This is a genomic window from Paraburkholderia sp. CNPSo 3281 (genome assembly GCF_024206515.1).
In the GTDB taxonomy this organism is placed as follows: Bacteria; Pseudomonadota; Gammaproteobacteria; order Burkholderiales; family Burkholderiaceae; genus Paraburkholderia; species Paraburkholderia nodosa.
Genome location: NZ_JAMBPS010000025.1, coordinates 39242 through 65198 on the forward strand (window position 1 = coordinate 39242; position 25957 = coordinate 65198).

Genomic DNA, 25957 nt, shown 5'->3' on the forward strand with positions numbered 1-25957 from the left:
CCGAATACCGAGTACTGCGCGCTCCGTAAAAAGGGCGCGAATAAACGAAGGATCCGAACATGAGCACCACGCTCGACTCAGCAGTGAACGCACCGCTCCAGGTCACGGCGAACCGCATGGACCATCTCGACTGGCTCGAAGCCGAGTCGATCCACATCCTGCGTGAACTCGTCGCCGAGTGCAGCAAGCCTGCGCTGCTGTTCTCGGGCGGCAAGGACTCGGTCGTCGTGCTGGCGCTCGCACTCAAGGCGTTCGGCCTCGGCGCGAACCGCAAGACCGCGCTGCCGTTCCCGCTCGTGCACATCGACACGGGCCACAACTACGAGGAAGTGATCGACTTCCGCGATCGCCGCGCAGCCGAAATCGGCGCGGAACTCGTGGTCGGTCACGTGGAAGATTCGATCAAGCGCGGCACCGTGCGCCTGCGCCGCGAAACCGATTCGCGCAACGCCGCGCAAGCGGTCACGCTGCTGGAAACCATCGAGCAATACGGCTACACGGCGATGATCGGCGGTGCGCGCCGCGACGAAGAGAAGGCCCGCGCGAAGGAGCGCATCTTCTCGTTCCGCGATGAATTCGGCCAGTGGGACCCGAAGGCGCAGCGCCCGGAACTCTGGAGCCTGTACAACGCGCGCCTGCACAAGGGCGAGCACCTGCGCGTGTTCCCGATCTCGAACTGGACGGAACTGGACGTGTGGCAATACATCGAGCGCGAGAAGCTCGAACTGCCGTCGATCTACTACGCGCACCAGCGCGAGATCGTACGCCGCAACGGCCTGCTCGTGCCGGTCACGCCGCTCACGCCGATGAAGGAAGGCGAAGTCAGCGAAATGGCGCAGGTGCGTTTTCGCACCGTGGGCGACATCAGCTGCACCTGCCCGGTGGCGAGCGATGCCGACAACGTCGAGAAGATCATCGCTGAAACGGCCGTGACCGAGATCACGGAACGCGGTGCGACGCGCATGGACGACCAGGCGTCGGAAGCCGCGATGGAACAGCGCAAGAAGCAAGGTTATTTCTAAAGAGCACGCAGAGGAAAGATTAGACATGGTTACGACGCATCAACCTGAAGACCTCGGCGTGCTGCGCTTCATCACGGCGGGCAGCGTGGACGACGGCAAGAGCACGCTGATCGGCCGCCTGCTGTACGACAGCAAGGCTGTTCTGAGCGACCAGCTCTCGGCGCTTTCGCGTGCGAAGAACAAGCGCACGGTGGGCGACGAGATCGACCTGTCGCTGCTCACCGACGGCCTCGAAGCCGAGCGCGAGCAGGGCATCACGATCGACGTGGCGTACCGTTACTTCGCCACGGCCAAGCGCAAGTTCATCATCGCCGACACGCCCGGCCACGAGCAGTACACGCGCAACATGGTCACGGGCGCTTCGACGGCGCACGCCGCGATCATCCTGATCGACCCCACGCGCGTGACGGTCGAGAACGGTGTCACGCAACTGCTGCCGCAAACCAAGCGCCACAGCGCCATCGTCAAGCTGCTGGGCCTGCAGCACGTGATCGTCGCGATCAACAAGATGGATCTGGTCGATTACAGCGAAGCGACGTTCAATCTGATCCGCGAAGCCTATGTCGTGCTCGCGCGCCAGCTCGGTCTCAATGACGTGCGCTTCGTGCCGGTTTCGGCGCTCAAGGGCGACAACATCGTCGCCGCGAGCGAGCGTATGCCGTGGTATGCGGGCGAGCCGCTGCTCGACGTGCTCGAACAGCTGCCGGTCGCGCAGGCGACGGGCGAAGCGCTGCGCTTCCCGGTGCAGTGGGTCGCGCGCCAGGACGGTTCCAGCGCCGACGACTTCCGCGGTTACATGGGCCGTGTCGAAGCGGGCGAAGTGAAGCTCGGCGACGCCATTTCGGTGCTGCCGGCTGGGCGCAACGCAACGGTGGCCGAAATCATCGCGCCGGTGCCGGGCGGCACGGGGCAGGTGGATCGCGCGTTCGCGGGCCAGACCGTCACGATCCGTCTTTCGGAAGACGTGGACGTCTCGCGCGGCGACACCTTCGTGCCCGCGGCCGATGCTGCGCAACCCGCGAAGAAGCTCGAAGCGGACCTCTGCTGGTTCGACGAAGAGCCGCTCTCGCAGCAGCGCAAGTACCTGCTCAAGCAGACCACGAGCACGGTGTTCGCGAAGATCGGCGCGGTCAAGCAGGTGCTCGACGTGCACACGCTCTCGCACGCCACCGACCGCCACGAACTCGCGATGAACGATATCGGCCGCGTGGCGCTCTCGCTGCAGAAGCCGCTTGTCTGCGACCTGTATGATGCGAATCCTGGCACCGGCGCATTCGTGCTGATCGACGAGGCGACGCATCACACGGTGGCCGCGGGCATGATCCGCGCGTTCTCGGCGTAAGGCATTGCGCGAGATTGCGGCCGCGCGCGGCCGCAACAATGGATTCGAAGCAAATGGGCAAGGTATATCTGATCGGCGCGGGACCGGGCGCAGCGGACCTCATCACGGTACGCGGCGCACGGCTGCTCGCGAGCGCCGACGTCGTGCTGCACGACGCGCTCGTCGAGCCGGCCATGCTCGAGTACGCGCCGCAAACCGCGAAGTTCATCGCGGTCGGCAAGCGCTGCGGGCAGCGCTCCACGGCGCAGCACTTCATCAACAAGCAACTTGTCGATGCGGCGCGCGAGCACGCCGTGGTCGTGCGTCTGAAGGGCGGCGACCCGATGCTGTTCGGCCGAGCCGACGAGGAGATGCGCGCGCTCGAAGCGGCCGGCATCGAGTTCGAAGTCGTGCCGGGCATTACCGCGGCGCTGGCGAGCGCGGCGACGCTGCAACGCTCGCTTACACTGCGCGGCGTGGCGCGCAGCGTCGCGCTTGCGACGTATTCGCGCGCGGCGGGCAGCGAGGAGATTCGCGAGCAGGTCAACGCCGATTCACTCGTGTTCTACATGGGCCGCGACAGCGCGCCCGAGATCGCGCGCCAGCTGATCGAGGCGGGCCGCGCGGGCGCCACGCCGGTGGCGATCGTCGAAGCTTGCAGCACCGCGCGCGAGCGCACGCTGACGCTTTCGCTGGCGGGTCTCGCAGCGGGCGAGGCGCAGGAGTGGCTCGACCCGGCGCAGCCAAGCCTGCTCATGATCGGCGATGCGTTCGCCGAACGCGCAGGGCAGGCGCAACGCGAGGATGATGCGCAGGACGATCATCGGGGCCGTCGCGCGGCGGCATAAGCGCCACGAAAACAAGGCCAGCAAAGCAAAACGGGCTCGCCGAAAAGCGAGCCCGTTTTTTATGCGTAAGCGGTTTTAGTCGCGATCGTTTTCGATGCAGTAGCGCACGATCGCATCGAGCACCGCATCGTCCTCGCCGACCGCGCCCACACAGCGCAGGCGCACATCCGGATGCTTGCTCTGGCATTGCGCGACCAGCGCGGGCAGATCGCGGCGCACGTGGCCGCCCTGGCCAAAGAACACGGGCACGACCGTGATCGTGTCGCAGCCCGCCGCAGCCTGCCCGGCGATGGCATCGGGCAGGCTCGGCGTCATGAGTTCGAGAAAGGCGAGACCGACCGGACCCGCATCGCCGCGCGCGGCGGCGAGTCTCGTGGCCAGGCGCTGAAACGGCTCTTGCCAGCGCGCGTCGCGCGCGCCGTGGCCGAAGAGAATCATGCCGTGCATGCCCATGCTTGCGAGCCTGTGCGAATTAGCGGCCGAACGCTTCCGGCATCAATGCCGGTCGACCCATTTGAGCCCGATCAGCCCGACCGCGAGATAGATGAGCCCCGGTGTCGCCGCCGTGAGCGGCGCGGGCCAGGTGTTCAGTGTACCCACGTGCGAGAACAGCGTATTGACGAGCTGGAAGCTCATGCCGAGCATGATCCCGCCAAACACCTTCATGCCCACCACGCCGGCGCGCGTGTGCAGATACGCGAACGGCAGCGAGAGCACGAGCATCACGAACACGGCGAACGGGTAGAGCAGCTTGCGCCAGAACGCAATCTGGTAGCGCTGCGCGTCCTGATGGTTCTCGGTTAGATGCTGGATGTAGCGGAACAGGTTGAACATCGACATCCGGTCGGGCGAAACGAGCAGCACCGAGAGAATGTTCGGCGTGAGTTCCGAGCGCAGCGAGTATTCTGGCGCGGAGGTCTGCTGTGCGCGATAGACCGGATTGAGCGCATCGACCGGCTGGTTCTGCGGCGGCGGCACGCCGATCAGTTGCGTATCGGTCACGTCCTTGAGCAGCCAGTGGCCCGGCGGCTGGAACGTGCCGCTCTTCGCGAGGCGCACGTTGGAAAGCCGGAACTGCGAATCGAATTCGTAGATGCGCACGTTCGTGATGGTCGCGTCGGGCAGCAGCTCGCCGACGTTCACGAAACGCGTGACCTGCTCGCCGTCGGCGCGCGCAGTGAGCGTGTCCTTCACCCACACGCCCGACTGGAAGTTGCTCGACACCGCCGAGCCCAACGCCTCGAGACGTACGCGCTCGGAGAGCTGGTCGGTGTAAGGGCCAACGACTTCGCCGATCAGGTAGGTCAGCAGCACGAGCGGCACGCCGATCTTGAGCAGCGAGCGCAGCGCCTGGTTGGTGGCGAGACCCGACACGCGAAAGATCGTGTACTCGGAATTCGCGGCCATTTGCGCGAACACGTAGATCGCGGCGATGAGCGCTGCGACCGGGATGATCTCGTAGAGCCGCGATGGCGCCTGGAGCGCCACGCGTAGCACCGCGTACTGGAATTTGTAGTTGCCGTGGCCGACCGAGTTCAGCTCGTTGATGAGGTCGAAGAAGAAGAACAGGCCGGAGAAGGCGAACAGGATGAAGATGAACGACAGGTAGACCTGGCGAGCGAAGTATTTTTCGTAGATGCGCATTGTTCAGTTTCCCTCTCAGTTGCCAGGAGAGGCGCGCCGGAACATCGCACGTGTGAAGAGCGGCCGGTTGCGCACGCGTATCCAGAAGATGAACACGACGAGCGCGAGCACCACGGCGTGCAGCAGGACGAGGCCGACGCCGAAGGCCATCTTGCCTTGCTCGATCTGCGATTGCACGACGTTGAGCAGGTTCGAATAGGTGAGATAGATCAGCACTGCCATCACGAGGTTGATCGTGCGGCTGCGGCGCGGGTTCTGGTAGGCAAGCGGAATGCCGAGCAGCATCAGGTTGATCGCGATGAGCGGCAGGCCGGCGCGCCAGGCGAGTTCGCCCAGGTTGTCGTTGGTCGGATGGCGCAGGAGGCCCGGCGTGGACGTCGTGCTCGCCGAAGGCGTGTTCACCAGCGGCTGGCTCGTGATCTTCACGCCGTAACGCTGGAACTCGCTGATGCGGAAGTCCGGGTGGCCGGGCTCGCCGTCGTAGCGGCGGCCGTTTTCGAGCACGACGAAGCGCTCGCCGCTCTTCATGGTTTCGGTGTGGCCCGTCTTCGAGACGATCACGCTCACCTTGCCGTTTTCCGTGCTCGTGACGAACACGTTCTCCACGCGGCCCTGGTCGGGGCTCATGCTCTCGATGAAGAATACGCGGTGCGTGGTGGGCGATTCGCGGAACTGGCCGGGCGCGAGCAGCGACACTTCATCGCGCTGCTGGAAGCGCGCGCGAATCAGTTTGCTTTGCGCATTCGACCACGGCCAGCCGATGAACGCGAAGAACACGATGAGCAGGATGATCGGCGCGGCAAAGGTGGCGACCGGTTTGATCAGGCGCGTGAGGCTCACCCCGGAGGAGAGCCACACGACCATTTCGGAATCCTTGTACCAGCGCGTGAGGACGAACAGGATCGACACGAACAGCGTGACGATGAGCATGACGGCCATGTAGCCGATCACGGTGAGTCCGATCAGCACCAGCACGTCGCGCGGGTCAATCTGACCGGACGCGGCGAAGCCGACGATGCGGATCATCATCGTCGTCAGCATGATCGTGAGCAGAACCATGAACACGGCGCCGGCCGTGTACGCGAGTTCGCGCTGCAGGGAACGTTCGAAGATCATTCTTGATGGGCAGGGCGGGCGGACCATGCCGGGAGGCGCGCAGTTCGCGCAACCGCCCAGGAGCCGCCGCGGGAAAAATAGCGGATAATTGCGGCTTTCATCCTAAGCCCTGATTTTATCCGAGGACAAGCGCGATGGACTTTAGCATAAAAGCCTGTGACTGGAGCAAAGGCGGGGACGGCCCCTTCCTGACCGGCAAGTCGGATTGTGTCGTAGTCGGCGTGTTCGAGGCGCAAACGCTCTCGGGCGCGGCGTTCGCGATCGACAGCGCCATTGGCGGCGCAATCGCGCGCGTCGTCAAGGCCGGCGACATCGACGGCAAGGCCGGCTCCACGCTGTTCCTGCCGGAAGTGAGCGGCATCGGCGCCTCGCGCGTGCTGCTCGTGGGTCTCGGCAAGCAGGACGCGTTCGGCCAGAAGGCTTACGGCGACGCGGTCAAGGCCGCCTGGCGAGCGATCCTCGGCACGAAAATCGCACAGGTCACCTTTACGCTCGCGCAATTGCCGGTGAAGGAGCGCACGGGCGACTGGGGCGTGCGCACCGCCATTCTCGCGCTGCGCAACGAGACCTATCGCTTCACGCAGATGAAGAGCAAGCCCGACGTCTCGCAGCGGGCCCTCAAGCGCGTGGTCTTCAGCATCGACGCCGCCGAAGAGAAGGCCGCCAAGCTTGCGGCGAAGCAGTCTGTCGCGCTCGCCAACGGCATGGACCTCACGCGCGACCTCGGCAATCTGCCGGGCAACGTCTGCACGCCGACCTATCTCGCGGCCACGGCCAAGAAGCTTGCGCGCGACTGGAAGCTCAAGGTCGAGGTGCTCGGCCAGCGTCAGATCGAGACGCTCAAGATGGGTTCGTTTCTTTCTGTAACCAAGGGCTCCGTCGAGCCGCCGCAGTTCATCGTGCTGCACTATCAGGGCGCCAGCGCCAAGGCCGCGCCCATCGTGCTGGTCGGCAAGGGCATCACGTTCGACACGGGCGGCATTTCGCTCAAGCCCGGCGAGGGCATGGACGAGATGAAGTACGACATGTGCGGCGCGGGCTCGGTGCTCGGCACGATCCGCGCGGTCGCCGAAATGGGGCTCAAGCTCAACGTGATCGGCATCATCCCGACCTGCGAGAACATGCCCGCGGGCAACGCCACGAAGCCGGGCGACATCGTCACGACGATGGCGGGCCTCACGGTCGAAGTGCTCAACACCGACGCCGAAGGCCGCCTGATCCTGTGCGACGCGCTCACCTACGCCGAGCGCTTCAAGCCGGCCGCCGTGGTCGACATCGCCACGCTCACGGGCGCCTGCATCATCGCGCTCGGCCATCACAACAGCGGCCTTTTCTCGAAGGACGACGCGCTCGCGGGCGAACTGCTCGACGCTTCGCGCGAAGCCAACGATCCGGCCTGGCGCCTGCCGCTCGACGACGAGTATCAGGACCAGCTCAAGTCGAACTTTGCCGACCTCGCCAACATCGGCGGGCGTCCGGCGGGCAGCGTGACGGCGGCGTGCTTCCTGTCGCGTTTCACCGAAAGCTACCCGTGGGCGCACCTCGACATCGCCGGCACGGCGTGGAAGAGCGGCGCGGCCAAGGGGGCAACGGGCCGTCCGGTGCCGCTGCTCGCCCAGTTCCTGATCGATCGCGCCGGGCAATGAGAGCAGGTATGGCGATTGCTGCCTACCTGACGGTGTGTAAAGTGGTGTGGGCATGACGCGCATCGATTTCCACACGAACGTCGGCGACTCGCTGCTGTATGCGTGCCGCCTCGTGCGCAAGGCGTATCAGGCGGGCCAGCAGGCAGTGGTGCTGGCCGAGCCCGCGCGCCTGCGCGCGTTCGACGAAATGTTGTGGACCTTTTCGCCGCTCGACTTCGTGCCGCACTGCATGGCCGACAGCCCGCACGCGGGCGAATCGCCCATCGTGCTGGCAACGGATCTCGAGCGTGCGCCGCATCATCGTGTGCTGCTCAATCTCGGCGCGGAAGTCCCGCCTCAGTTCGCACGCTTCGAACGCCTGCTCGAAGTGATTGGCGATGCGCCCGACGAACTCGCGTCGGGCCGTGAGCGCTATCGTTTCTACCGCGACCGCGGTTACGCGCTCAACAACTACAAGCAGGGCGGCTAAGGCCGGACGCGAGAGGCGTACCGGCGCGCGGCCGACTGCCCCGATCGATGGAGGTATACATGTCCGGCATGCACGAATCGGAACAGGCTTCGATCCCGCTCTTGAGCGAGGTGATGGTGTCCGGCAATCCGCTGCGCGCGCACAACGTCGAAGAGGCGAAGAGCGCGACGGCCGCTGCCGTCCAGGCCGCCGTGGCCGAGCGCGAGGAGGGCCTGTTCGCGCACGACGCCGACGCGCTCGTCGAGCGCCTGCGGGGCCGTTGCCTGACCTGGCTCACCGGCGAAGGCCGCGCCGTGATCGAGGCGCGCTGCAGCGCCGCGATGCAGGAACATACGAACTGGCTCGTGGGCCAGGTGTCGCGCGAAATCGGTCTTGCGCTCGAAACGGAGCTCACGAACTGGGTGAAGGCCGCCGTGCGCGAAGAGTTGGCGGCGCGCGCGGGGCGACCGCCTTCGGCCTGATTCAGTCAAGTGTGAGGCGGCGAGCGCTCACCCGGGGCCCGCGCCATCACCCCGTTCGCCTCACTTGAGCGTGAGGATCCAGTTCGCGAGCTGGGCCGCCTGGCCTGGGTTCAGCTGCGTGTTGGCCGGCATCTGCACCGTGCCCCACACGCCGCTGCTGCCTTCCAGAATCTTGTGGGTGAGATAGGTCTGCGCGTCGGGCTTGCCCGCGTACTTCGCGGCGACATCGCGCAGGGCGGGACCCATGAAATTGCGGGTCACCGAGTGGCAGCTCATGCAGTTCTGCTGCTGGGCGAGCGCGAGGCCGGTGGGGCCATGCTGCGCGCGGGCCGGGGCTGCCCCGAGTGCGCCGGCCATGCCGATGGCGAGCGCGGCGGCGAGCGTCGCTGTCTTGTTCTTCGCTTGCGACTTCCGTTTCATACTGGTCTCCGCCAGCGTATGCGCCGGCTGTGTCGTCGCATTATAAAAGCAAAGGGCGCACGTCCTGGACGTGCGCCCTTTGCGTTACTGCAGGTCGAGATTCGAGCGGCGCCTGGCCCTCGCCGGCGCGGCTCAGCCCCGCCTAGCCCGTCACCGCGCCCAGGTTCGCCGGGCGCGCGAGCGCCGCATACTTCGCCATGACACCGCGGGTGTAGCGCGGCGCGGGCTGCTTCCACGCCGCGCGCCGGCGCGCGAGTTCGGCGTCGTCCACGTTCAGTTGCAGCAGGAGCGTGTGAGCGTCGATGGTGATCGAGTCGCCTTCCTGCACGAGCGCGATCGTGCCGCCCTCAAACGCTTCCGGCGCGACGTGGCCCACCACCATGCCCCAGGTGCCGCCCGAGAAGCGTCCATCGGTGATCAGCCCAACCGACTCCCCAAGCCCCTTGCCGATGATCGCCGAAGTCGGCGCGAGCATTTCCGGCATGCCGGGACCGCCCTTCGGGCCGAGATAGCGCAGCACGACCACGTCGCCTGCCTTGATCTCGTCTGCGAGGATGGCTTCCATCGCGCTCTGCTCGTCGTCGAATACGCGCGCGGGGCCCGTGATGACCGGATTCTTCAGGCCTGTGATCTTGGCGACCGCGCCCTCGGTCGCGAGGTTGCCCTTGAGGATCGCCAGGTGGCCTTCCTTGTACAGCGCCTGGCTGATCGGGAAGATCACCCGCTGGTCCGCGCGCGGCGTGGACGGCACGTCCTTGAGTTCTTCCGCGATGGTCTTGCCCGTGATGGTGATGCAGTCGCCATGCAGGAGGCCCGCATCGAGCAGGATCTTGAGGACCTGCGGAATGCCGCCGGCCTCGTGCAGGTCGGTGGCGACGTACTGGCCCGAGGGCTTCAGGTCGCAGATCACCGGCACCTTCTTGCGCATGCGCTCAAAGTCGTCGATGGTCCATTCGATTTCCGCGGCGTGCGCGATGGCGAGATAGTGCAGCACGGCATTGGTCGAGCCGCCCGTCGCCATGATGAGCGCCACGGCGTTCTCGATCGACTTCTTCGTGATGATGTCGCGCGGCTTGAGGTCCTGCTTGACGGCCTCGACCAGCACACGCGCCGATTCCGCCGCCGAGTCGACTTTCTCCTCGTCGGGGTTGGCCATCGTCGACGAATACATGAGCGACATGCCGAGCGCCTCGAACGACGAACTCATCGTGTTCGCGGTGTACATGCCGCCGCACGAACCCGTGGAAGGGCAGGCGTTTTTCTCGACGCCTTCGAAATCTTCTTCGGTCATGCGCCCCGCGGTGAATTCGCCCACGGCCTCGAACGCCGAGACGATGGTGAGCGCACGGCCCTTCCAGTTACCCGGGCGGATCGTGCCGCCGTACACGTAAATGCCGGGCACGTTGATGCGCGCGAGCGCGATCATGCCGCCGGGCATGTTCTTGTCGCAGCCGCCGATCACGACCACGCCGTCCATCCACTGGCCTTGCACGCAGGTCTCGATGCAGTCCGCGATGACTTCGCGCGAGACGAGCGAGTACTTCATGCCCTCGGTGCCCATCGACATGCCGTCCGAGATCGTGGGCGTGCCGAAGGTCTGCGGGTTCGCGTCGGCGCGCTTGATGGCGTCGACGGCCGCGTCGGTCAGGCGCTGCAGGCCGGCGTTGCACGGCGTGATGGTCGAATGGCCATTGGCCACGCCGATCATCGGCTTGTCGAAATCGGCCTTCTCGTAGCCGAGCGCGTAATACATCGAACGATTGGGCGAGCGGGCGACGCCTTGCGTGATGTGCTTCGAACGACGGTTATAGGGCATGGGGACCTCCGGTGGATTTTGTCTCGGATGCCGGTTGTGGGTTCTGGTTTGGGGGAGCGCCGGCAAGTCTATGGAAGCATGCGATTTCGCGAGAACGCTGTCCAATATATTATTCGTGGTCTATTGAGTCGAAAAACATATCAGCATGACAACAGCGCGAGACCGCTGCCGATGAATCCGACTATCCCCGATCTGCGCCAGCTTCGCTATTTCGTCGCCGTGGCCGAGGAGCAGCATTTCGGCCGCGCGGCGGCGCGCCTGTCGATGACGCAGCCGCCGCTCTCGCAGGCCATTCGCGCGCTGGAGGAGACGCTGGGCGTGGAGCTGTTTGCGCGCACTCGCCGTTCGGTGGAATTGACAGCCGTGGGCGCCGATCTGCTGCCGGAGGTGCGGCGCCTCCTGGCGAGCGCCGAAGCGCTGCGGCCGCTCGCCCAGAGCCTCGCGCGCGGCGAGGCGGGCGTGCTCGCGCTGGCCTTCGTTTCGACCGCCGACTACGGCTTGCTGCCGCTTTTGCTGCGCGACTTCGGCGCGCGCTATCCGCGCGTGCGCCTGCAGCTCGCCGAAGCCACGAGCGACGTGCAGGTGGAAGAGCTGGTGGCGGGCCGCATCGATGCCGGCCTCGTGATCGCACCCGTGCCGCCGCGCCACGCGGCCCAGCTCGCTTACCAGCCGATCGCGCGCGAGCCGCTCGTGGTCGCGATGCCCACGGCGCTTTCGGCGCGCCTTGGCGGCCCGTGCGCCGACGACTGGCACGACGAGCCCGTGAGCCTGCGCGATCTCGCCGATGCGCCGCTCGTCGTCTTCCCGCGCCATCTGGCCCCCGGTTTCTACGACACCATCATGGACTGCTACGGCGCGGCCGGCCTCGCGCCCCTCATCGGCCAGGAAGCGATCCAGATGCAGACGATCGTGAGCCTCGTCTCGGCCGGCATGGGCGTGGCGCTCGTGCCGCAGTCGCTGCGCCATCTGCGGCGCACGGGCGTCGTGTATCGGCCGCTCACCGGGGCGGTGCCGGCCATCGAAACGGGGCTCGTCTGGCGCTCGGCCGAGGTGAGCCCGGTGCTCGCGGCGTTCATCGAGATCGTGCGCGCGCACGCGGCGACAGCGGGCGGGCCGGCGCGCGAGGGCTAGCCTGAAGCTGGGCGTGCCGCGCACGTCATCTGTCACCGTGACACTCGCCGCGCATCGCCAAACCTGCATTTTGGTTCGCGCCCCCTCGCGTCGGCGATAATGTCACGCCATGACGCGCCGGCGGCGAACCTCGCCGCTATGCAAACGTCCAACGCGCTTTGCCCGCTTTCGTGAGCGGCGCGCTACTGCTTACAACCCGATTTCAATCGATATCGCCGACAAGACTTCATCCACGATGCTCATCCACCCGAACTTCGACCCCGTCGCCATTCATCTGGGGCCGCTCGCCGTGCGCTGGTACGGTCTCATGTATCTCGTCGGCTTCATTCTGGCGATCGTGATCGGCCGTCTGCGCCTGCGTCTGCCCTACGTGGCCGCGCAGGGCTGGACCGCGAAAGACATCGACGACATGCTGTTCTACGGTGTGCTCGGCACGATACTTGGCGGGCGCCTGGGTTACGTGCTGTTCTACAAGGCGAGCTGGTATTTCGCGCATCCGCTCGACATCTTCAAGGTGTGGGAAGGCGGCATGTCGTTTCACGGCGGCTTCCTCGGCGTGACGTTCGCGATGGTTCTGTTCGCGTGGCAACGCGGGCGCACCTGGCTGCAAGTGACCGACTTCGTCGCGCCGATGGTGCCCACGGGGCTCGCCTTTGGCCGTCTCGGCAACTTCATCAACGGCGAGCTGTGGGGCCGCGTGACCTCGCCCGACTCGCCGTGGGCCATGCTGTTTCCGGGCGCCGCGAACGACGACGCCGCGTGGCTCGCCGCGCATCCGCAACTGGCCGCGCAGTGGCATCTGAACGAAGTGTTCGCGCAGTACCATCTGCTGCCGCGCCATCCGTCGGAACTGTATGAAATCGCGCTGGAAGGCATCGCGCTTTTCGTCGTGCTGATTCTTTTCGCGCGCAAGCCGCGCCCCGTGGGCGCGATTTCGGCCATGTTCCTGATCGGCTATGGTCTCGCGCGCTTCACGGTCGAGTTCGCACGCGAACCCGATGACTTCCTCGGCCTGCTCGCGCTCGGCCTCTCGATGGGTCAGTGGCTCTCGCTGCCGATGATCATCGTGGGGATTGGCTTGATGACGTGGGCGTATCGCCGCGCCAAGCGTGGCAACGACGGCGCGCAGGTAGCGGGCGCAAAGAGCTGACACGCGCACGACGCGCTCCGCATTTTAGCCCATGAAAAAGGCCACGGTTTTCACCGTGGCCTTTTTACTTGCGTGCCTGAACTGCTTGTTTGGCGCGCCTTACTTCATCTGCACCGAGCCGGAGACGTTGACCGTCACCGTGGACGTGCCGCCTTCGAGCGGCACAGGCGCCGACATCTTCGCGTCAGCCGAAGCGGCGCGCGCGCTCATCATCATCATGGGGCGCGGCATCACGCCCGAGTGCCCCACGTTCACGTCGCGAATCGTGTAGCTGCTGTAGCCGAACGCGCGCGTGGCCGAGAGCGCCTGGTCGCGAAACGAGGCGATGGCCTGGCCCGAAAGCTTTTGCTCGGCGGCGCGCTGCGCCTCGGGCGACAGCGAGAACTGCACGTTGCCCACCTGCATGATCGACGAGAGGTCGCCGGCGAGCTTCGACGCCGCGGCGAAATCATGCGACTCGAGCACGACTTCCGTGCGGCCGCGCCAGGCGGAGATGCGCCCGTCGCGATCCGTGGAAGGGAAGATCGAGAACTGGCCGGAGTGCGCGGTCACGCCCGCGACGCCTCTGGCGCGTTGGAGCGCGGCGTCGGCGCGCTGATTGAGCGTTGCGGTGAGCGACGCGGGATCGTTCGCTTCCTGTTCGTAGAACAGCGTAATGTTCACGACGTCCTGAGGCACTTCGGCGCTCGCCTGCGCGGACAGCGAAAGCACGCCCGAGGGCTGCTGGAAGCGCGCGTCGCTCTGTGCGAACGCGGCGCCCGGCGCGAGCGTCATGGCGAGGGGGAGGGCAGCAGCCAATGCGGCGGCGAGCGTGACGGCGGTTTTTCGGTTCATTGAGGCTCCTTGCAGAACTGGCGTCGCGCGCAAGGCATACGTGCCGCGCGACTGTGCGCGATTGTGCTTGAAGTCGCGCACGAATGCTGTGTGCGTGCCCGGCCGCGTCAACACCTCATCACATCAGATGTTTCGTGATGAAGTTCCACTCGGCCGTCGTGACCGGCGTGATCGAAAGGCGATTGCCCTTGGCGAGCACGCGCATGTCCGCGAGTTCCTCGTGCTCGCGCAAGGCGGCCAGCGCAATGAGCGGGCACTTCTTCTTGAACACGACGTCGACGAGTATCCAGCGCGGATTTTCGTGCGTCGATTTCGCGTCGTAGTAAGGGCTTTTCGGATCGAACTGAGTGGGATCGGGGTAGGCCGTGGACGACACCTGCGCGAGGCCCGCAATACCGGGCTCAGGGCAGCTCGAGTGATAGAACAGCACGCCGTCGCCTTGCTGCATGGTGTCGCGCATGAAATTGCGCGCCTGATAGTTCCGTACGCCGGTCCAGGGCAGCGTGCGCTGCGGCGCGTTTGCGAGGTCGTCGATGCTTGCTTCGTCGGGTTCGGACTTCATCAGCCAGTAGCGCATGAGTCGAAGTTCACGTCGAAAGGGGGAGGGGCGAGCGTGCGCGCCACGAAACAAGGCAAGTGCAGGCCGCACAATGGAAAACGGCATCGGACTGTGGTCCGATGCCGTTTGAATAGGTCCCCGCCATAGCCGCTAGGCCGGCATCCTGAACCGAGGGTTCAGAATTGGTCGCAGTTAGCAGCACTTCGGGTACATCAGACTGTGTGACGCGCACGCCCGTGCTACAAATTTCCGCAACCGTGCACATGGCATTGGTTCAAGGAATATATGACCTTGGCGAACCAGGCAGGGAAGCTGACTAAACTGGTTGGCAGCGTGTTTAGAAACGCGCGTTTCTAAACAAATCAACGCTACCTATGAACAACATCATACCGCACATTAGCGCTGACAACTGCGACGTACGATAGCGCTTATTGGACACCGTACTGGTGAATCACAGCGCCGAGTTGTTCGTTCATTTGGCGCATTGTACGACGGATTTCTTCGGCTGGGAATGCTTCGCCGTGTCGCACGCTCGTTTGCAGGCGCAGCAGTTCCGAGGCGAGCGAGAGCGCCGCCATGACGGCGATGCGATCGATGCCGCGCACGTTGCTGTGATTGCGGATCTTCGACATTTCGGCGTCCACGCGCGCCACGGCTTCGAGCAGCGCCTGTTCCGTTTCCGGCGAACAGACGAGGCGATAGGTTTGGCCGAGTATCGTCGCTTCGATCTGCTTGGTGGTCATGCATTTTCTCCGTGGCGGGCCGCGTTGCTGTCGTCGTCGTTGCTCTGCGACGGCTCAAGCAGATCGAGCTGGTTGTCGCGCTCGTTACCTGCGCGTGCGCGTGGCAGCTTTTCGAGGATCGCGTTCAGCCGCACCTGCGCATCGTCGATCTTGGCCGAGAGTGCATCGCGCTCGGCTTGTAGCGCGGCGCGCTCCTCGCGGACCTGTTCGAGTTCGGTGCGTGTTTCGTCGCATTGCGCACGCAGCTGCGCGAGTTGCTCTTCGAGTGCGAGGCGTGCTTCGTGTTGGCGCTGATTAATCTCGATCAGCCGCCCGATGTTTTGTGAGAGTGTTTCGAGTTCGTTGAGCATGTGCTGCGTCCTCTAAAGACAGGCATTCTAGCGCGGATTAACGCGTATTTTGATAATTGTGTCGTTTCCAGACGTAACAACCCGGCTTCTTACCCGAATCAGGCCCAAAACCCTCGCTACGTGTGCTGCATAGGCCGGGCGGGAACGTAATTTGCCAAAGCTGCGCGCGCAGCGCATCGTCTCGATCGTGGTCCGCGCGTTATAACATCACGGATTCATGGTCTTTTGCCAGTGCTTTCGCGAACGGCTTGTGCCATGCCGCTTCTGCTACGCGTCATGCTGAATCTTTCGCGACAAACATACTCGCTCTGTCGTGGCCTGCGATAGCCCTATTGTCTTTCTGTGTGAACTTGATTGAAATCCGCCGCCGAGTTTCCCGATGCGTTCCATGAGCCGCGATGAGTCCCATGCTGTGCCGCCTGTGCCACCGATACACGCGTTGCCGCGCCGCTCGATGAGCGCGCGCCGCGCGTGCATGATCTGGGGCGCGCTCGCAACAGTGGCGCTCGTGGTGTTCGCTGCATCGCTCGCAACCGGCAGCGTGAGCGTGACGTTTGCGCAGGCGCTGGCGGCGCTGGCTCCCGCGCGTGACGTGCATGACGTGCATGGCGCCCCGGACATGGCAGTCGAGATCGTGCGCACGCTGCGCTTGCCGCGCGCGTTGGCGGGTTTTGCATGTGGCGGCTTGCTCGCGCTGGCGGGCGCGCTGCTGCAGGTGCTGCTGCGCAATCCGCTGGCGGAGCCCTATGTGCTGGGCGTGTCGGGGGGCGCTGCCGCGTTCGCACTCGTGGCGATGATCGCGGGCGTGGCGTGGTGGGGCGTGCAGGCGAGCGCATGCGCGGGTGCGTTCGTTTCGATCCTGCTCGTGCTCGGCCTCGCGCGCCGCGAGTTGTGGCGCGGCGAGCCGCAAGACAGCTCGCCGCGGCTGCTCCTGACGGGCGCGGTGACGGCGGCAGGCTGGGGCGCATTGATCACGCTGCTGCTCACGCTCGCGCCTGACACGCGCTTGCGCGGCATGCTGTTCTGGCTCACGGGCGATCTCAATGGCGCGAGCACGCCATGGCCCGCGCTCGCGACGCTTGGCGTGGTCCTTGCGTGCATCGTGCCCGCCGCGCCGATGCTCAACGTGCTGCTGCGCGGCGACGCTGCTGCGCAGGCGCTCGGTGTGCCGGTGCTGCGTCTGCGCGTGGGCATTTATCTTGCCGCGTCGCTCGCGGCGGCCGCTGCCGTGACGACGGGCGGCACCATCGGCTTCGTGGGGCTCGTCGTGCCCCACATGCTGCGCCTCGCGTTCGGCAACGACCAGCGCATGCTCGTGCCCGCCGCCGCGCTCGCGGGTGGCGTGGCCGTGATGGGCGCGGACCTCGTCGCGCGTACGGTGGCGGCGCCCGCGCAGTTGCCGGTGGGCGTCGTGACTGCGCTCGCGGGCGTACCCGTTTTCCTGTGGATGCTGCTCGCGAGGCGTGGACGATGAGCGATACGCATCCACCCCTGCTCGCGCTCCACGCGCTCACGTTGCGCGCGGGCGCGCGCACGCTCGTGGAATCGCTCACGCAAAGGTTTGCCGCTGGCGAAATCTGGTGCGTGGCGGGCGCGAATGGCGCGGGCAAGACCACGCTGATTGGCGCGCTCGCGGGCCTGGGCGAGCCCTCGGCCGGACGCGTGGAAGTGGAGGGCATCGCGCTCTCGCAGTGGTCGCCGGTGCGCCTCGCGCAGCGCCGCGCGCTGATGCCCCAGGACCAGCGTGACGCCTTCAGCGCGAGCGTGATCGACACCGTGCTGCTCAATCGCTATCCGCATCTTTCGGGCTGGGGCTGGGAAGGCGACGCCGATCGCGCCGCCGCGCATGCCGCGCTCGCCACGTTCGGCCTCGAAGCGTTCGCCGCGCGCGATGTGCTGTCGCTCTCGGGCGGTGAGCGCCAGCGTGTCGCGCTCGCCGCCGCGCTGTGCCAGGGCGCGCCGCTCCTGCTGCTCGACGAGCCGCTCGCGCATCTGGACCTGCATCATCAGATCGCGTGTCTTCAAGCGCTCTCGCGCTGGGTGTGCAGTGAAGCGCGGACGGTGCTGTTTTCGTGCCACGATCTCAATCTTGCGCGGCGTTTCGCAACGCACGCGCTCCTGCTCGACGGCCGCGGCGGCTTTCACGCGGGCCCCGTGCGCGATGTGCTCACGCCGGAGCGCGCGAGCGCCGCATTCGGTCATCCGCTCGTGCTGATACGCGAGGGCGCGCACGAGGCGCTTGTCCCTGCACTCGGCTCGACATCTTCATCACCGCATTCGCCGGGATCGAACGGCGTGCACCAGTGCGCCGCTGTCGCCCGCATCACTTCGAAACGAAACACACCATGACGTCATCGCTTACCGAACTGCTCGCCGTCGAACCGCTCGACCTCTCGTTGCGCGACGAACTGCAACGCCTCATCGACACGAAGACCAAACCGCCCGGCAGTCTCGGCCGCCTCGAAACACTGGCGCGCCAGCTCGGCATGATCCAGGGCACGACGCACCCGAGCGTCGAGCGTCCCGTGATGATCGTGTTCGCTGGGGACCACGGCGTTGCCGCCGAAGGCGTGAGCCCGTATCCGCAGGCCGTGACCGCGCAGATGGTCGCGAACTTCGTGGCAGGGGGCGCGGCGATCAACGTGTTCAGCAACGTGGCGGGACTCACGCTCGAAGTCGTCAACGCGGGCGTGGCGACGCCGCTGCCGCCGTCGCCCACACTCGTCGACGTGCCCATCGCGGCCGGCACGCGCAACTTCGCGCGCGAGCGCGCCATGACGCGCGACGAAGCCATCGCCGCGCTCGCGGCGGGCGCTGAGCGCGTGCGCCATCACGCGGCGCTCGGCACGAACGTGATCGGCTTCGGCGAAATGGGCATTGCGAACACGTCGTCGGCCGCGTGCCTGATGAGCCGGCTGTGCGGCGTGCCGATCGACGAATGCGTCGGGCGCGGCACGGGCCTCGACAATGCGGGCCTTGCGAAAAAGCGCAATGTGCTCGCGGCGGCGCTCGCGCATCACGCCGACGCGCGCGAGCCGCTCGACGTGCTCGCCGCGTTCGGCGGCTTCGAGATCGCGATGATGACGGGCGCGTACCTCGAAGCGGCACGCTCGCGCATGGCGATTCTCGTGGACGGCTTCATCGCCACCTCGGCGCTGCTCGTGGCCGACTCGCTCGCACCGAACGTGCGCGACTACTGCGTGTTTGCGCACGCATCGAACGAAGCGGGGCACCGCCGCATGCTCGATCACTTCGGTGCGCGCGAACTGCTCGCGCTCGATCTGCGTCTGGGCGAGGGCACGGGTGCGGCGCTCGCGGTGCCGCTGCTGCGCGCGGCGGTGGCGTTCCTCAACGACATGGCGAGCTTCGAGTCGGCCGGCGTCGACAATCGCAGTGATCGCCACGCCTGAGCGCCGCGCGATGAATCCGCTTGCGGAGCTGCGTTATTTCTTCACGGCGCTGGGCTATTTCACGCGCGTGCCAGTGCCGCGCTGGGTGGGCTTCGAGCCCGCATGGCTCAACGCGGCGGCGCGCTACTTTCCGCTCGTCGGCGCGTTGATCGGCGCGCTTGGGGCGCTCGTCTATCTCGCCGCGTTGCGCGTGTTTCCGGCGAACGTGGCCGTGCTGCTGTCGATGGCGCTCACGCTCCTCGCGACGGGTGCCTTCCACGAGGATGGTCTCGCCGACTGCCTCGACGCATTCGGCGGCGCGTACACCCGTGAGGACGTGCTGCGCATCATGCACGATTCGCGCATCGGCGCGTTTGGCGCAATCGGTCTCGTGGTGGCGCTCGCGCTCAAGTGGCAGACGCTCGCGGCGCTGCCGCCGGCGCGCGCCGCGATGCTGATGATCGCCGGCCACGCCGCGAGTCGCGCGTGCGCGATCAGCTATCTCGTCTCGCTCGAGTATGTGCGTCCCGAGGGCAAGGCCAAGCCCGTCGCGCAGCGCATGAGCGTGCCCGCGTGGCTGTGCGCGTGCGTCTTCGGCTTGCCGTGGCTGTTCTGGCCGGCGGGGTCCGGCGCGCCCGACTGGCGCGCGGGCGCAGCGACGCTCGTCGTGCTCGCCGGGTTGCGCTATGGGCTGGGGCGTTACTTCGTGCGCCGCATCGGCGGCTATACGGGCGATTGTCTCGGCTTCGCGCAACAGGTGTTCGAGATTGCCATCTACCTCGTGGGGCTCGCATGGATCTCGTTCTGATCCGCCATCCCGCGGTGGCGGTGGATGCCGGCGTGTGCTACGGCGCGAGCGATGTGCCGCTCGCGGGCGACGCGACGCAGCAGGCCGCATCGCTCGCCGGGCGGATTGCGGCGCTCGGTGTGCGCGAACCACAACGTATTGAAACGAGCCCGCTCACGCGCTGCGCGAGCGTGGCGGCGGCGCTTGGCCGTCTGCGCGGCCACACGCCGCAAGCCGAAGCACGCCTTGCAGAGATGGATTTCGGCGCGTGGGAGATGCAGCGCTGGGACGCGATCGAGCGCGCGCAGATCGACGCATGGGCCGCGAATTTCGAGCATGCGCGTGAGCACGGCGGCGAGAGCGTTGCGCAGTTCGATGCGCGCGTGAGCGGCTGGTTCGACGCGCTCGACGCGTGCGAGAAGTCCACCGTTTGGGCCGTCACGCATGCGGGCGTGATTCGCACCGTCACGGCGCGCGCGCTCGGCATGCCGCTCGCGCGCTGCGTGCGCTGGCCGCTGGAGATGGGCGCCATCGTGCATTTGCGTTACGACTCGTCGAGCGCCCTATGGCTGCTCGCGCGCTGGAACGCATGGTAAGTCGCTGAGGATAGCGAATCAATGCGCCGCGGCATTGCGCGAGCGGGCGAGGTCGAGATCCTCGCACAACTGCGCCGCGCCTAGGGCGATGCGTGGCGCGGGGCGCGTGAGCAGATCGCCGTCGATGGCGAAGAGATTGCCGTGCGCAACGGCGGCGAGCGCGGGCCAGGCGCGCCAGCGCTCGAGGCTCGGCAGCGGGCGGTCCGGCGAGGTCGCGCCCTGTGACGCGGTGACGATCGCATCGGGATTGGCGGCGAGGACGGCTTCAGTCGTTACCGTCGGCACGAGCGGTTCGAGCGCCGCGAACACGTTGCGCCCGCCGCAGAGCGCGATCACGTCGCTGGTCATATGCGAGCCGTTGAGGGTCATCAGCGGCTGATCCCAGACTTCGTAGAACACGCTCACGGGTGCGCGCTGCGCATAGCGTGCGCGCAGCTGCGCGATGTCGCGGCGATAAGCAGTCGCGGCGGCCTGCGCGGTGTCTTCGGTGCCGAGCAGCACGCCGAGGCGCATGAGCGAGGTCGCGACGTCGTCGAGCTTGTGCGGCTCGCTGAAAAAGAGGGGGATGTGCAGTGCGCGCAGACGATCGAGCTGTTGCTGCGCGTTGCCGTGACGCCAGACCACGATGAGATCGGGCTTGAGCGCGGCGATGCGCTCGAGGTCGAGCGCGCGATTGTCGCCCACGCGCGGCACTTTTTGCGCGTCGGGCGGGTAGTCGCTGTAGGCCACGGCGCCGACCACTTTCGCGCCGCCTCCCGCGGCGTAGAGCAGCTCGGTCGCGTGGGGTGCGAGGCTCACCACGCGCCGCGCAGGCGCGGGGAGGGTGACGGTGTTGCCGGCGTCGTCGATGGCGGTGACGGTCGCATGCGCGGCGCAGGGCAGTATCGTCGCGACCAGCAGCGCCAGCGCAATGGCGGCCGCGCGCATCAGCCGATCGTCCGCATGGCTTGCCCGAGTGCGCTGTCGAAGCGCTGCCATTCGCCTTCGGACGCGGGCAGGCCAAAGCGCAGGCTGGCCGGCGCGTCGAAGCGGCGCGTCCACACGGCGTGGCGCGCGAGGGCGTCCTGCAGCGCCGGCGCGCGCGGGTCCGTCATCCACGCGAACAGCGGCGTGGCGCGCGGCGTGAAGCCGTGAGTCTGCAACAGCGCGACGAGGCGCGCGCTTTCGGCGGCGAGGCGAATGCGCGCCTCGTTCTGCCACGCGCTGTCTTCGAATGCATGGGTGACGGCGTGGCGCGCCGGCCCGCTCACGGTCCACGCGCCCAGACTCGCGCGCAACACGGCCAGCAGGGCGGGTGCGGCGAGCACGAATCCACAGCGCGCGCCCGCGAGCCCGAAGAACTTGCCGGGCGAGCGCAGCACGACGAGTCCCTCGCGGCGGGTTGCATGCGCAAGCGTTTCGGATCGCTCGTGGCCGAAGGCATCGGCAAACGCTTCGTCGACGATCAGCGTGCCGCCGCGCGCCGCGAGCTGCGCATGCCAATTCAGCAGGCGGTCGGCAGCAAGATGCGTGGCTGTCGGATTGTTCGGATTCACCACGACGGCATGCGTGACGGTATCGGGCAGCGTGTCCTGCATGACGTCGAGCGGCACGATCTCATGGCCTGCGCGCGCGAACGCCGGTGCGTACTCGCCGTAGGTGAGCGGTGCGATCGCTACACGCGCACCCGGCAGCAGCGCCGGCAGCGCGCGGATCGCGGCCTGACTGCCCGCCACCGGCAAGACGTGGCGGGCGTCGGGTGCGCCATAGTAGCGCGCGGCGCACGCGGCGAAGCCGTCGCCGTCATCGGGCAGGCGCCGCCATGCCGTGGGCGGCACGGGCGGCACGGGGTAGCCATGCGGATTGATGCCGGTGGAGAGGTCGATCCAGGCTTCCCAGGCGATGCCGTAACGCTCGGCGGCTTCGTGCAGATTGCCGCCGTGCGCGACGAGTGCAGCTGGCTGCTCAGACATGGGTCGCCACGCTCACGAAGGCCAGTGCGAGCAGCGCCGCGAGCCACAAAATGGTGGTGCGCTCGACGAGGCGCAGGGCCGCATCCACGTGCTGCGCGCGCGGCGGCGAGCCCGCGCCGAGCGCCGGGCGCTCCTCGAGCATGCCGTGATAAACGGCCGCGCCGCCCAGCAGCACGTTCAGGCTACCCGCGCCGGAGGCCATCACCGGGCCCGCGTTCGGGCTCTCCCAGCGATGCGCCTGTTCGCGCCAGCAGCGCAGCGCCATGCGCGTATCGCCGAGCAGCGCGTAGCTCGCGGCCGTGAGGCGCGCGGGAATCCAGTTGAGTACGTCGTCGATGCGCGCGGCCGCCCAGCCAAAGCGCAGGAAGCGCGGCGTGCGGTAGCCCCACATGGCATCGAGCGTGTTGGCGAGACGGAACGCGAGGGCGCCCGGGCCGCCCGCGATCGCGAACCAGAACAGTGCGCCGAAGATCGCGTCGTTGCCGTTTTCGAGCGCCGATTCGACGGCCGCACGCGAGAGCGCGGTGGCGTCGGCCCCGGCTGTGTCGCGCGAGACGATGCGGCCCGTCAACTCGCGCGCGGCTGCGAGGTCGCGCCGGGCGAGCGCGGCGCCGATCGGCGCGATGTGCTCCGTGAGGCTGCGCGCGCCGATCGCGAACCAGAGCAGCGCAACGTGGAGCGCCCAGGCGAGCGGCCAGGGCAGCAGCGCGCACAGCAGCGCGGCGACGACGACGGGCGGCGCAACGGCGGCGAGCCATGCGACGAGGCCGAGCGGACGGCCGCGGCGGCCTATGTTCAGGCGCGCCTCGATGCGGTTCGCGTAGCGGCCGAAGGCGACGAGCGGGTGGGCGCGGCGCGGCTCGCCGAGCCAGCGGTCCGCGGCGACGCCGGCCACGGCGAGCGCGGCGGTGACGGGTAGCGAGAGCATCATGAGGTCCCGCGCGGCGCTTTGAGCACCAGAGGCAGGCCTGCGGCGACGAGCGTGGCGCGGTCGGCGAGCGCCGCGATGCGCTGATTGAGGCGGCCGAGTTCGTCCACGTAAAGGCGCGTGGCCGCGCCCATCGGCACGACGCCCATGCCGATCTCGTTGCTCACCACGAGCACCGCGCCTTGTGCGCGCTCGCAGGCGGCGGCGAAGGCGTCGAGGCGCTCGCGCCAGTCGGGCAGCGGCGCTTCGGAGTCGGCGGGGCAAAGCAGGTTCGCGAGCCACAGCGTGAGGCAGTCGATCAGCACGCACTGGCCGGGCGCCGCTGCTGCGTCGAGGGCGAGAGCGAGATCGAGCGGCGCCTCGGAGAGCGCCCAGTGCGCGGGCCGGCGCGCGCGATGGTGCGCGATGCGTTCGGCGAACTCAGTGTCGCCGGTCACGCGCGCGGTGGCGATATAGGTGACCGGCAGTGCGCTCGCGTCGGCGAGGCGTTCGGCGTGCGCGCTCTTGCCCGAGCGCGCGCCGCCGACGATGAAGGTGAGATCGCGCGGATTCATCGCGTGATTGTAACGGCTGCGCTCAGGCCCGCCGTTGTCCGTTCGGCCAATGTCGCGCCGTGGTCCTGCGCCGTGGTCCTGTATTGGGCGGCGGGGCGATGGGATAATGCGCGTTCGCCTTCGCCGCCCACCCAAGCGCTTCATGACCGCCACGCTACCCGCCCGCGTACCCACCGGCACGCTGATGATCCAGGGCACGACCTCCGACGCCGGCAAGAGCACGCTCGTCGCCGGCCTGTGCCGCCTCGCGCGCCGCGCGGGGGCGCGCGTCGCGCCGTTCAAGCCGCAGAACATGGCCCTCAACAGCGCCGTGACCGTGGACGGCGGCGAGATCGGCCGCGCCCAGGCGCTGCAGGCCGTCGCCGCCGGCATCGAGGCGCATACCGACCTCAATCCGGTGCTGCTCAAACCCAATAGCGACCTCGGCTCGCAGGTCATCATCCACGGCAAGGCGCGCATGAACCTCGGCGCGCGCGCGTACCAGGACTACAAGCCGCTCGCGCGCGAGGCCGTGCTGGCGTCCTATGCGCGTCTGCGCGCGCGCTACGACACGGTGTTCGTGGAAGGCGCGGGCAGCCCCGCCGAAGTCAACCTGCGCGCCAACGACATCGCGAACATGGGTTTTGCCGAGGCGGTCGATTGCCCGGTCGTGCTCGTGGCCGACATCGACCGGGGCGGCGTGTTCGCGCATCTGATCGGCACGCTGGCCTGTCTTTCGGAGAGCGAGCGCGCGCGCGTCAAAGGGTTCGTCATCAACCGCTTTCGCGGCGACCGCACGCTGCTGGAACCCGGCCTCGCCTGGCTCGAGCAGCAGACGGGCAAGCCGGTGCTGGGCGTCGTGCCGTATCTGCACGGCCTCACGCTCGACGCCGAGGACATGCTGCCCGGCGCGGCCCACAGCGGCGCACAGGCTGGCGGCGAGACGCTGCGCGTGGTCGTGCCGGCGCTGCCGCACATCAGCAACCACACTGACTTCGACGCGCTGCGCGCGCATCCACAGGTCGATTTCACCTATGTGCGCACGGGCGAAGCGCCGCCCGCCGCCGATCTCGTGATCCTGCCGGGCTCGAAGAACGTGTGCGACGACCTCGCGTGGCTGCGCGCCCAGGGCTGGCAGACGGCGCTCGCGCGGCATCTGCGCTATGGCGGGCGCGTGATCGGCATTTGCGGCGGCATGCAGATGCTCGGGCGCGCGATTGCCGATCCGCATGGCGTGGAGGGCGAGCCGGGAGCGGTCGAGGGCTTCGGCTGGCTCGACTACGAGACCGTGCTCACGCGCGAAAAGACCTTGAAGAACGTGACGGGCGCGCTCGCGCTGGAAAGCGCGGATGGAGATACGGTCGCGGGCCCGGCGCGCGTGGCGGGCTACGAAATCCATATGGGCGAGACGCGCGGGCGCTCGCTCGAATCGCCCGCGCTATGGCTCGCTGTCGGCGACGAAGGGGCGACGCGCCCCGATGGCGCGCGCTCGGCGGATGGCCAGATTCTCGCGACCTATGTGCACGGCCTCTTCGACACGCCGCAGGCGTGCGCGGCGCTCTTGCGCTGGGCCGGGCTCGCGCAGGCGCGCGCGGTGGACTATCCGGCGTTGCGCGAGGCGTCACTGGAGCGGCTGGCGGACACGCTCGCGGCGAACCTCGATCTGGAGAAGGTGTTCGGCGTTATAGGCTGAACGCGCGGCTAAAGCGCGGCTGACCGGCTCAGTAAAGCACCATCTGCGTACAGCGGAACAGCGCGATGGTCTTGCCGTCCGGGCCGCTCACGGTGGCGTCCCAGACCTGGGTGCTGCGCCCGAGGTGCACGCCCTTCGCCACGGCCGAGATCGTGCCTTCGCGTGCGGTGCCGAGATGATTGCTCTTGATTTCGATGGTCGTGAAGTTCTTCGCGTTGGGCGGCAGGTGCGCGAGGCAGGCGTAGCCGCAGGCCGTGTCGGCGAGGCCGATTACCGTGGCGGCGTGCAGGAAGCCATTGGGGGCGAGCAGGTCGCTGCGCACGTCGAGTTCGGCGCGCAGCAGGCCTTGCTCGAGGACCAGCGGGCGAAAGCCCAGCAAATCGGGCAGGCGGCCGCGCTGCCTCTCAAGCAGGGATTCGATCGTGATCTCGTGGCGTAGCGTGCTCATGCTCGGTCAGTCTCCTTGATTTGATATGAACATTGCGGGTGCGCGCTCGCGGGGGGCTTCGGCGGCGCGCAATTTGCCGATAATATCGGACGGTTGATTCG

Annotated in this window: 28 protein-coding genes and 1 other RNA gene; 14 read left to right on the plus strand and 15 right to left on the minus strand. The window is 67.3% G+C overall.

The window, feature by feature from the left end; translation table 11 throughout:
* Positions 1 to 59 precede the first annotated feature (59 nt).
* From cysD to cobA, 3 genes are read left to right on the plus strand one after another with little or no spacing between them, the layout of a single operon-like run.
* Positions 60 to 1022: a sulfate adenylyltransferase subunit CysD gene (gene cysD, locus M3I56_RS22945; protein ID WP_028207775.1), complete on the plus strand. Its 963-nt coding sequence runs from the start codon at positions 60 to 62 to the stop codon at positions 1020 to 1022.
* A gap of 25 nt (positions 1023 to 1047) precedes the next feature.
* Positions 1048 to 2364, plus strand: coding sequence for a sulfate adenylyltransferase subunit 1 (locus M3I56_RS22950; RefSeq protein WP_254355957.1), 1317 nt, complete (start codon positions 1048 to 1050; stop codon positions 2362 to 2364).
* Between the two features lie 53 nt (positions 2365 to 2417).
* Positions 2418 to 3191 (plus strand): uroporphyrinogen-III C-methyltransferase, encoded by a 774-nt coding sequence (gene cobA / locus M3I56_RS22955; RefSeq protein ID WP_254355958.1) that lies wholly within the window; start codon positions 2418 to 2420, stop codon positions 3189 to 3191.
* A 75-nt stretch (positions 3192 to 3266) separates the two neighbouring features.
* Here the strand turns inward: cobA and M3I56_RS22960 are convergent, their stop codons facing one another.
* Genes M3I56_RS22960 through lptF form a run of 3 tightly spaced genes read right to left on the minus strand, consistent with a single transcriptional unit; the run spans position 3267 to position 5951 of the window.
* Positions 3267 to 3644, minus strand: coding sequence for a sirohydrochlorin chelatase (locus M3I56_RS22960; protein ID WP_254355959.1), 378 nt, complete (start codon positions 3642 to 3644; stop codon positions 3267 to 3269).
* Between the two features lie 42 nt (positions 3645 to 3686).
* Positions 3687 to 4835: an LPS export ABC transporter permease LptG gene (lptG, locus tag M3I56_RS22965; protein ID WP_254355960.1), complete on the minus strand. Its 1149-nt coding sequence runs from the start codon at positions 4833 to 4835 to the stop codon at positions 3687 to 3689.
* Between the two features lie 15 nt (positions 4836 to 4850).
* The gene (lptF, locus tag M3I56_RS22970) at positions 4851 to 5951 is read right to left on the minus strand and encodes an LPS export ABC transporter permease LptF (protein ID WP_254355961.1); all 1101 of its coding nucleotides are present in this window, start codon (positions 5949 to 5951) and stop codon (positions 4851 to 4853) included.
* Between the two features lie 134 nt (positions 5952 to 6085).
* Between lptF and M3I56_RS22975 the strand changes: the two genes are divergently transcribed.
* The 3 genes from M3I56_RS22975 to M3I56_RS22985 are packed head-to-tail and all read left to right on the plus strand — an operon-like array spanning position 6086 to position 8527.
* Positions 6086 to 7597 (plus strand): leucyl aminopeptidase, encoded by a 1512-nt coding sequence (locus M3I56_RS22975; RefSeq protein ID WP_254355962.1) that lies wholly within the window; start codon positions 6086 to 6088, stop codon positions 7595 to 7597.
* A 52-nt stretch (positions 7598 to 7649) separates the two neighbouring features.
* Positions 7650 to 8066 carry a DNA polymerase III subunit chi gene (locus M3I56_RS22980; RefSeq protein ID WP_028207768.1) on the plus strand — a complete coding sequence of 139 codons (417 nt, stop codon included), beginning with the start codon at positions 7650 to 7652 and terminating at the stop codon, positions 8064 to 8066.
* 59 nt (positions 8067 to 8125) lie between these two features.
* Positions 8126 to 8527, plus strand: coding sequence for a DUF2486 family protein (locus tag M3I56_RS22985; RefSeq protein ID WP_254355963.1), 402 nt, complete (start codon positions 8126 to 8128; stop codon positions 8525 to 8527).
* 60 nt (positions 8528 to 8587) lie between these two features.
* Here the strand turns inward: M3I56_RS22985 and M3I56_RS22990 are convergent, their stop codons facing one another.
* Positions 8588 to 8947 (minus strand): c-type cytochrome, encoded by a 360-nt coding sequence (locus tag M3I56_RS22990; protein ID WP_375541774.1) that lies wholly within the window; start codon positions 8945 to 8947, stop codon positions 8588 to 8590.
* A gap of 142 nt (positions 8948 to 9089) precedes the next feature.
* On the minus strand, positions 9090 to 10763 hold the full coding sequence (gene ilvD / locus M3I56_RS22995) for a dihydroxy-acid dehydratase (protein WP_254355964.1): 1674 nt from the start codon (positions 10761 to 10763) through the stop codon (positions 9090 to 9092).
* Positions 10764 to 10934: 171 nt separating this feature from the next.
* On the opposite strand from ilvD, the gene M3I56_RS23000 reads away from it, so the two are divergent.
* Entirely contained in the window at positions 10935 to 11894 is a 960-nt protein-coding gene (locus M3I56_RS23000; protein WP_254355965.1) for a LysR family transcriptional regulator, read from the plus strand.
* A gap of 235 nt (positions 11895 to 12129) precedes the next feature.
* Positions 12130 to 13044 carry a prolipoprotein diacylglyceryl transferase gene (lgt, locus tag M3I56_RS23005; protein WP_254355966.1) on the plus strand — a complete coding sequence of 305 codons (915 nt, stop codon included), beginning with the start codon at positions 12130 to 12132 and terminating at the stop codon, positions 13042 to 13044.
* A gap of 99 nt (positions 13045 to 13143) precedes the next feature.
* Here the strand turns inward: lgt and M3I56_RS23010 are convergent, their stop codons facing one another.
* The 5 genes from M3I56_RS23010 to M3I56_RS23030 form a co-directional block, all read right to left on the minus strand.
* The gene (locus tag M3I56_RS23010; protein WP_254355967.1) at positions 13144 to 13878 is read right to left on the minus strand and encodes an SIMPL domain-containing protein; all 735 of its coding nucleotides are present in this window, start codon (positions 13876 to 13878) and stop codon (positions 13144 to 13146) included.
* A 118-nt stretch (positions 13879 to 13996) separates the two neighbouring features.
* A complete protein-coding gene (locus M3I56_RS23015) occupies positions 13997 to 14455 on the minus strand; it encodes an EVE domain-containing protein (RefSeq protein WP_254355968.1) in 459 nt (152 codons plus the stop codon).
* A gap of 113 nt (positions 14456 to 14568) precedes the next feature.
* Positions 14569 to 14750, minus strand: a non-coding RNA gene (ssrS, locus tag M3I56_RS23020) — 6S RNA.
* 115 nt (positions 14751 to 14865) lie between these two features.
* The gene (locus M3I56_RS23025; protein ID WP_028207760.1) at positions 14866 to 15180 is read right to left on the minus strand and encodes a cell division protein ZapA; all 315 of its coding nucleotides are present in this window, start codon (positions 15178 to 15180) and stop codon (positions 14866 to 14868) included.
* The gene (locus tag M3I56_RS23030) at positions 15177 to 15530 is read right to left on the minus strand and encodes a hypothetical protein (protein WP_028207759.1); all 354 of its coding nucleotides are present in this window, start codon (positions 15528 to 15530) and stop codon (positions 15177 to 15179) included. Before M3I56_RS23030 ends, M3I56_RS23025 begins: the two co-directional genes overlap by 4 nt.
* A 388-nt stretch (positions 15531 to 15918) precedes the next feature.
* On the opposite strand from M3I56_RS23030, the gene M3I56_RS23035 reads away from it, so the two are divergent.
* Genes M3I56_RS23035 through cobC form a run of 5 tightly spaced genes read left to right on the plus strand, consistent with a single transcriptional unit; the run spans position 15919 to position 20302 of the window.
* Positions 15919 to 17004, plus strand: coding sequence for an iron ABC transporter permease (locus tag M3I56_RS23035; RefSeq protein WP_302056958.1), 1086 nt, complete (start codon positions 15919 to 15921; stop codon positions 17002 to 17004).
* Positions 17001 to 17879, plus strand: a complete 879-nt coding sequence (locus tag M3I56_RS23040) for an ABC transporter ATP-binding protein (RefSeq protein ID WP_254355969.1) — start codon at positions 17001 to 17003, stop codon at positions 17877 to 17879. The genes M3I56_RS23035 and M3I56_RS23040 overlap by 4 nt, the downstream gene beginning before the upstream one ends.
* Positions 17876 to 18940 (plus strand): nicotinate-nucleotide--dimethylbenzimidazole phosphoribosyltransferase, encoded by a 1065-nt coding sequence (cobT, locus tag M3I56_RS23045; protein WP_254355970.1) that lies wholly within the window; start codon positions 17876 to 17878, stop codon positions 18938 to 18940. The genes M3I56_RS23040 and cobT overlap by 4 nt, the downstream gene beginning before the upstream one ends.
* 10 nt (positions 18941 to 18950) lie before the next feature.
* Complete coding sequence (locus tag M3I56_RS23050; RefSeq protein ID WP_254355999.1) at positions 18951 to 19727, plus strand: adenosylcobinamide-GDP ribazoletransferase; 777 nt, start codon at positions 18951 to 18953, stop codon at positions 19725 to 19727.
* Complete coding sequence (gene cobC / locus M3I56_RS23055) at positions 19712 to 20302, plus strand: alpha-ribazole phosphatase (protein WP_254355971.1); 591 nt, start codon at positions 19712 to 19714, stop codon at positions 20300 to 20302. Before M3I56_RS23050 ends, cobC begins: the two co-directional genes overlap by 16 nt.
* 18 nt (positions 20303 to 20320) lie before the next feature.
* On the opposite strand, the gene M3I56_RS23060 is transcribed toward cobC, so the two are convergent.
* From M3I56_RS23060 to cobU, 4 genes are read right to left on the minus strand one after another with little or no spacing between them, the layout of a single operon-like run.
* Complete coding sequence (locus M3I56_RS23060; protein WP_254355972.1) at positions 20321 to 21229, minus strand: cobalamin-binding protein; 909 nt, start codon at positions 21227 to 21229, stop codon at positions 20321 to 20323.
* Complete coding sequence (cobD, locus tag M3I56_RS23065) at positions 21229 to 22254, minus strand: threonine-phosphate decarboxylase CobD (protein ID WP_254355973.1); 1026 nt, start codon at positions 22252 to 22254, stop codon at positions 21229 to 21231. The genes M3I56_RS23060 and cobD overlap by 1 nt, the downstream gene beginning before the upstream one ends.
* Entirely contained in the window at positions 22247 to 23182 is a 936-nt protein-coding gene (cbiB, locus tag M3I56_RS23070; RefSeq protein ID WP_254356000.1) for an adenosylcobinamide-phosphate synthase CbiB, read from the minus strand. Before cbiB ends, cobD begins: the two co-directional genes overlap by 8 nt.
* Entirely contained in the window at positions 23182 to 23736 is a 555-nt protein-coding gene (cobU, locus tag M3I56_RS23075) for a bifunctional adenosylcobinamide kinase/adenosylcobinamide-phosphate guanylyltransferase (RefSeq protein WP_254355974.1), read from the minus strand. Before cobU ends, cbiB begins: the two co-directional genes overlap by 1 nt.
* A gap of 142 nt (positions 23737 to 23878) precedes the next feature.
* Here cobU and M3I56_RS23080 point away from each other — a divergent pair, with 142 nt between their 5' ends.
* The gene (locus M3I56_RS23080; RefSeq protein ID WP_254355975.1) at positions 23879 to 25408 is read left to right on the plus strand and encodes a cobyric acid synthase; all 1530 of its coding nucleotides are present in this window, start codon (positions 23879 to 23881) and stop codon (positions 25406 to 25408) included.
* A 28-nt stretch (positions 25409 to 25436) separates the two neighbouring features.
* On the opposite strand, the gene M3I56_RS23085 is transcribed toward M3I56_RS23080, so the two are convergent.
* The gene (locus M3I56_RS23085) at positions 25437 to 25856 is read right to left on the minus strand and encodes a PaaI family thioesterase (RefSeq protein WP_254355976.1); all 420 of its coding nucleotides are present in this window, start codon (positions 25854 to 25856) and stop codon (positions 25437 to 25439) included.
* Between the last annotated feature and the right edge of the window lie 101 nt (positions 25857 to 25957).

Bases quoted from the DNA above. Each gene is read 5' to 3' on its own strand.
- cysD (WP_028207775.1), top strand. From the start codon at position 60: ATGAGCACCACGCTCGACTCAGCAGTGAACGCACCGCTCCAGGTCACG.
- M3I56_RS22950 (WP_254355957.1), top strand. From the start codon at position 1,048: ATGGTTACGACGCATCAACCTGAAGACCTCGGCGTGCTGCGCTTCATC.
- cobA (WP_254355958.1), top strand. From the start codon at position 2,418: ATGGGCAAGGTATATCTGATCGGCGCGGGACCGGGCGCAGCGGACCTC.
- M3I56_RS22960 (WP_254355959.1), bottom strand. From the start codon at position 3,644: ATGGGCATGCACGGCATGATTCTCTTCGGCCACGGCGCGCGCGACGCG.
- lptG (WP_254355960.1), bottom strand. From the start codon at position 4,835: ATGCGCATCTACGAAAAATACTTCGCTCGCCAGGTCTACCTGTCGTTC.
- lptF (WP_254355961.1), bottom strand. From the start codon at position 5,951: ATGATCTTCGAACGTTCCCTGCAGCGCGAACTCGCGTACACGGCCGGC.
- M3I56_RS22975 (WP_254355962.1), top strand. From the start codon at position 6,086: ATGGACTTTAGCATAAAAGCCTGTGACTGGAGCAAAGGCGGGGACGGC.
- M3I56_RS22980 (WP_028207768.1), top strand. From the start codon at position 7,650: ATGACGCGCATCGATTTCCACACGAACGTCGGCGACTCGCTGCTGTAT.
- M3I56_RS22985 (WP_254355963.1), top strand. From the start codon at position 8,126: ATGTCCGGCATGCACGAATCGGAACAGGCTTCGATCCCGCTCTTGAGC.
- M3I56_RS22990 (WP_375541774.1), bottom strand. From the start codon at position 8,947: ATGAAACGGAAGTCGCAAGCGAAGAACAAGACAGCGACGCTCGCCGCC.
- ilvD (WP_254355964.1), bottom strand. From the start codon at position 10,763: ATGCCCTATAACCGTCGTTCGAAGCACATCACGCAAGGCGTCGCCCGC.
- M3I56_RS23000 (WP_254355965.1), top strand. From the start codon at position 10,935: ATGAATCCGACTATCCCCGATCTGCGCCAGCTTCGCTATTTCGTCGCC.
- lgt (WP_254355966.1), top strand. From the start codon at position 12,130: ATGCTCATCCACCCGAACTTCGACCCCGTCGCCATTCATCTGGGGCCG.
- M3I56_RS23010 (WP_254355967.1), bottom strand. From the start codon at position 13,878: ATGAACCGAAAAACCGCCGTCACGCTCGCCGCCGCATTGGCTGCTGCC.
- M3I56_RS23015 (WP_254355968.1), bottom strand. From the start codon at position 14,455: ATGCGCTACTGGCTGATGAAGTCCGAACCCGACGAAGCAAGCATCGAC.
- M3I56_RS23025 (WP_028207760.1), bottom strand. From the start codon at position 15,180: ATGACCACCAAGCAGATCGAAGCGACGATACTCGGCCAAACCTATCGC.
- M3I56_RS23030 (WP_028207759.1), bottom strand. From the start codon at position 15,530: ATGCTCAACGAACTCGAAACACTCTCACAAAACATCGGGCGGCTGATC.
- M3I56_RS23035 (WP_302056958.1), top strand. From the start codon at position 15,919: ATGAGCCGCGATGAGTCCCATGCTGTGCCGCCTGTGCCACCGATACAC.
- M3I56_RS23040 (WP_254355969.1), top strand. From the start codon at position 17,001: ATGAGCGATACGCATCCACCCCTGCTCGCGCTCCACGCGCTCACGTTG.
- cobT (WP_254355970.1), top strand. From the start codon at position 17,876: ATGACGTCATCGCTTACCGAACTGCTCGCCGTCGAACCGCTCGACCTC.
- M3I56_RS23050 (WP_254355999.1), top strand. From the start codon at position 18,951: ATGAATCCGCTTGCGGAGCTGCGTTATTTCTTCACGGCGCTGGGCTAT.
- cobC (WP_254355971.1), top strand. From the start codon at position 19,712: ATGGATCTCGTTCTGATCCGCCATCCCGCGGTGGCGGTGGATGCCGGC.
- M3I56_RS23060 (WP_254355972.1), bottom strand. From the start codon at position 21,229: ATGCGCGCGGCCGCCATTGCGCTGGCGCTGCTGGTCGCGACGATACTG.
- cobD (WP_254355973.1), bottom strand. From the start codon at position 22,254: ATGTCTGAGCAGCCAGCTGCACTCGTCGCGCACGGCGGCAATCTGCAC.
- cbiB (WP_254356000.1), bottom strand. From the start codon at position 23,182: ATGCTCTCGCTACCCGTCACCGCCGCGCTCGCCGTGGCCGGCGTCGCC.
- cobU (WP_254355974.1), bottom strand. From the start codon at position 23,736: ATGAATCCGCGCGATCTCACCTTCATCGTCGGCGGCGCGCGCTCGGGC.
- M3I56_RS23080 (WP_254355975.1), top strand. From the start codon at position 23,879: ATGACCGCCACGCTACCCGCCCGCGTACCCACCGGCACGCTGATGATC.
- M3I56_RS23085 (WP_254355976.1), bottom strand. From the start codon at position 25,856: ATGAGCACGCTACGCCACGAGATCACGATCGAATCCCTGCTTGAGAGG.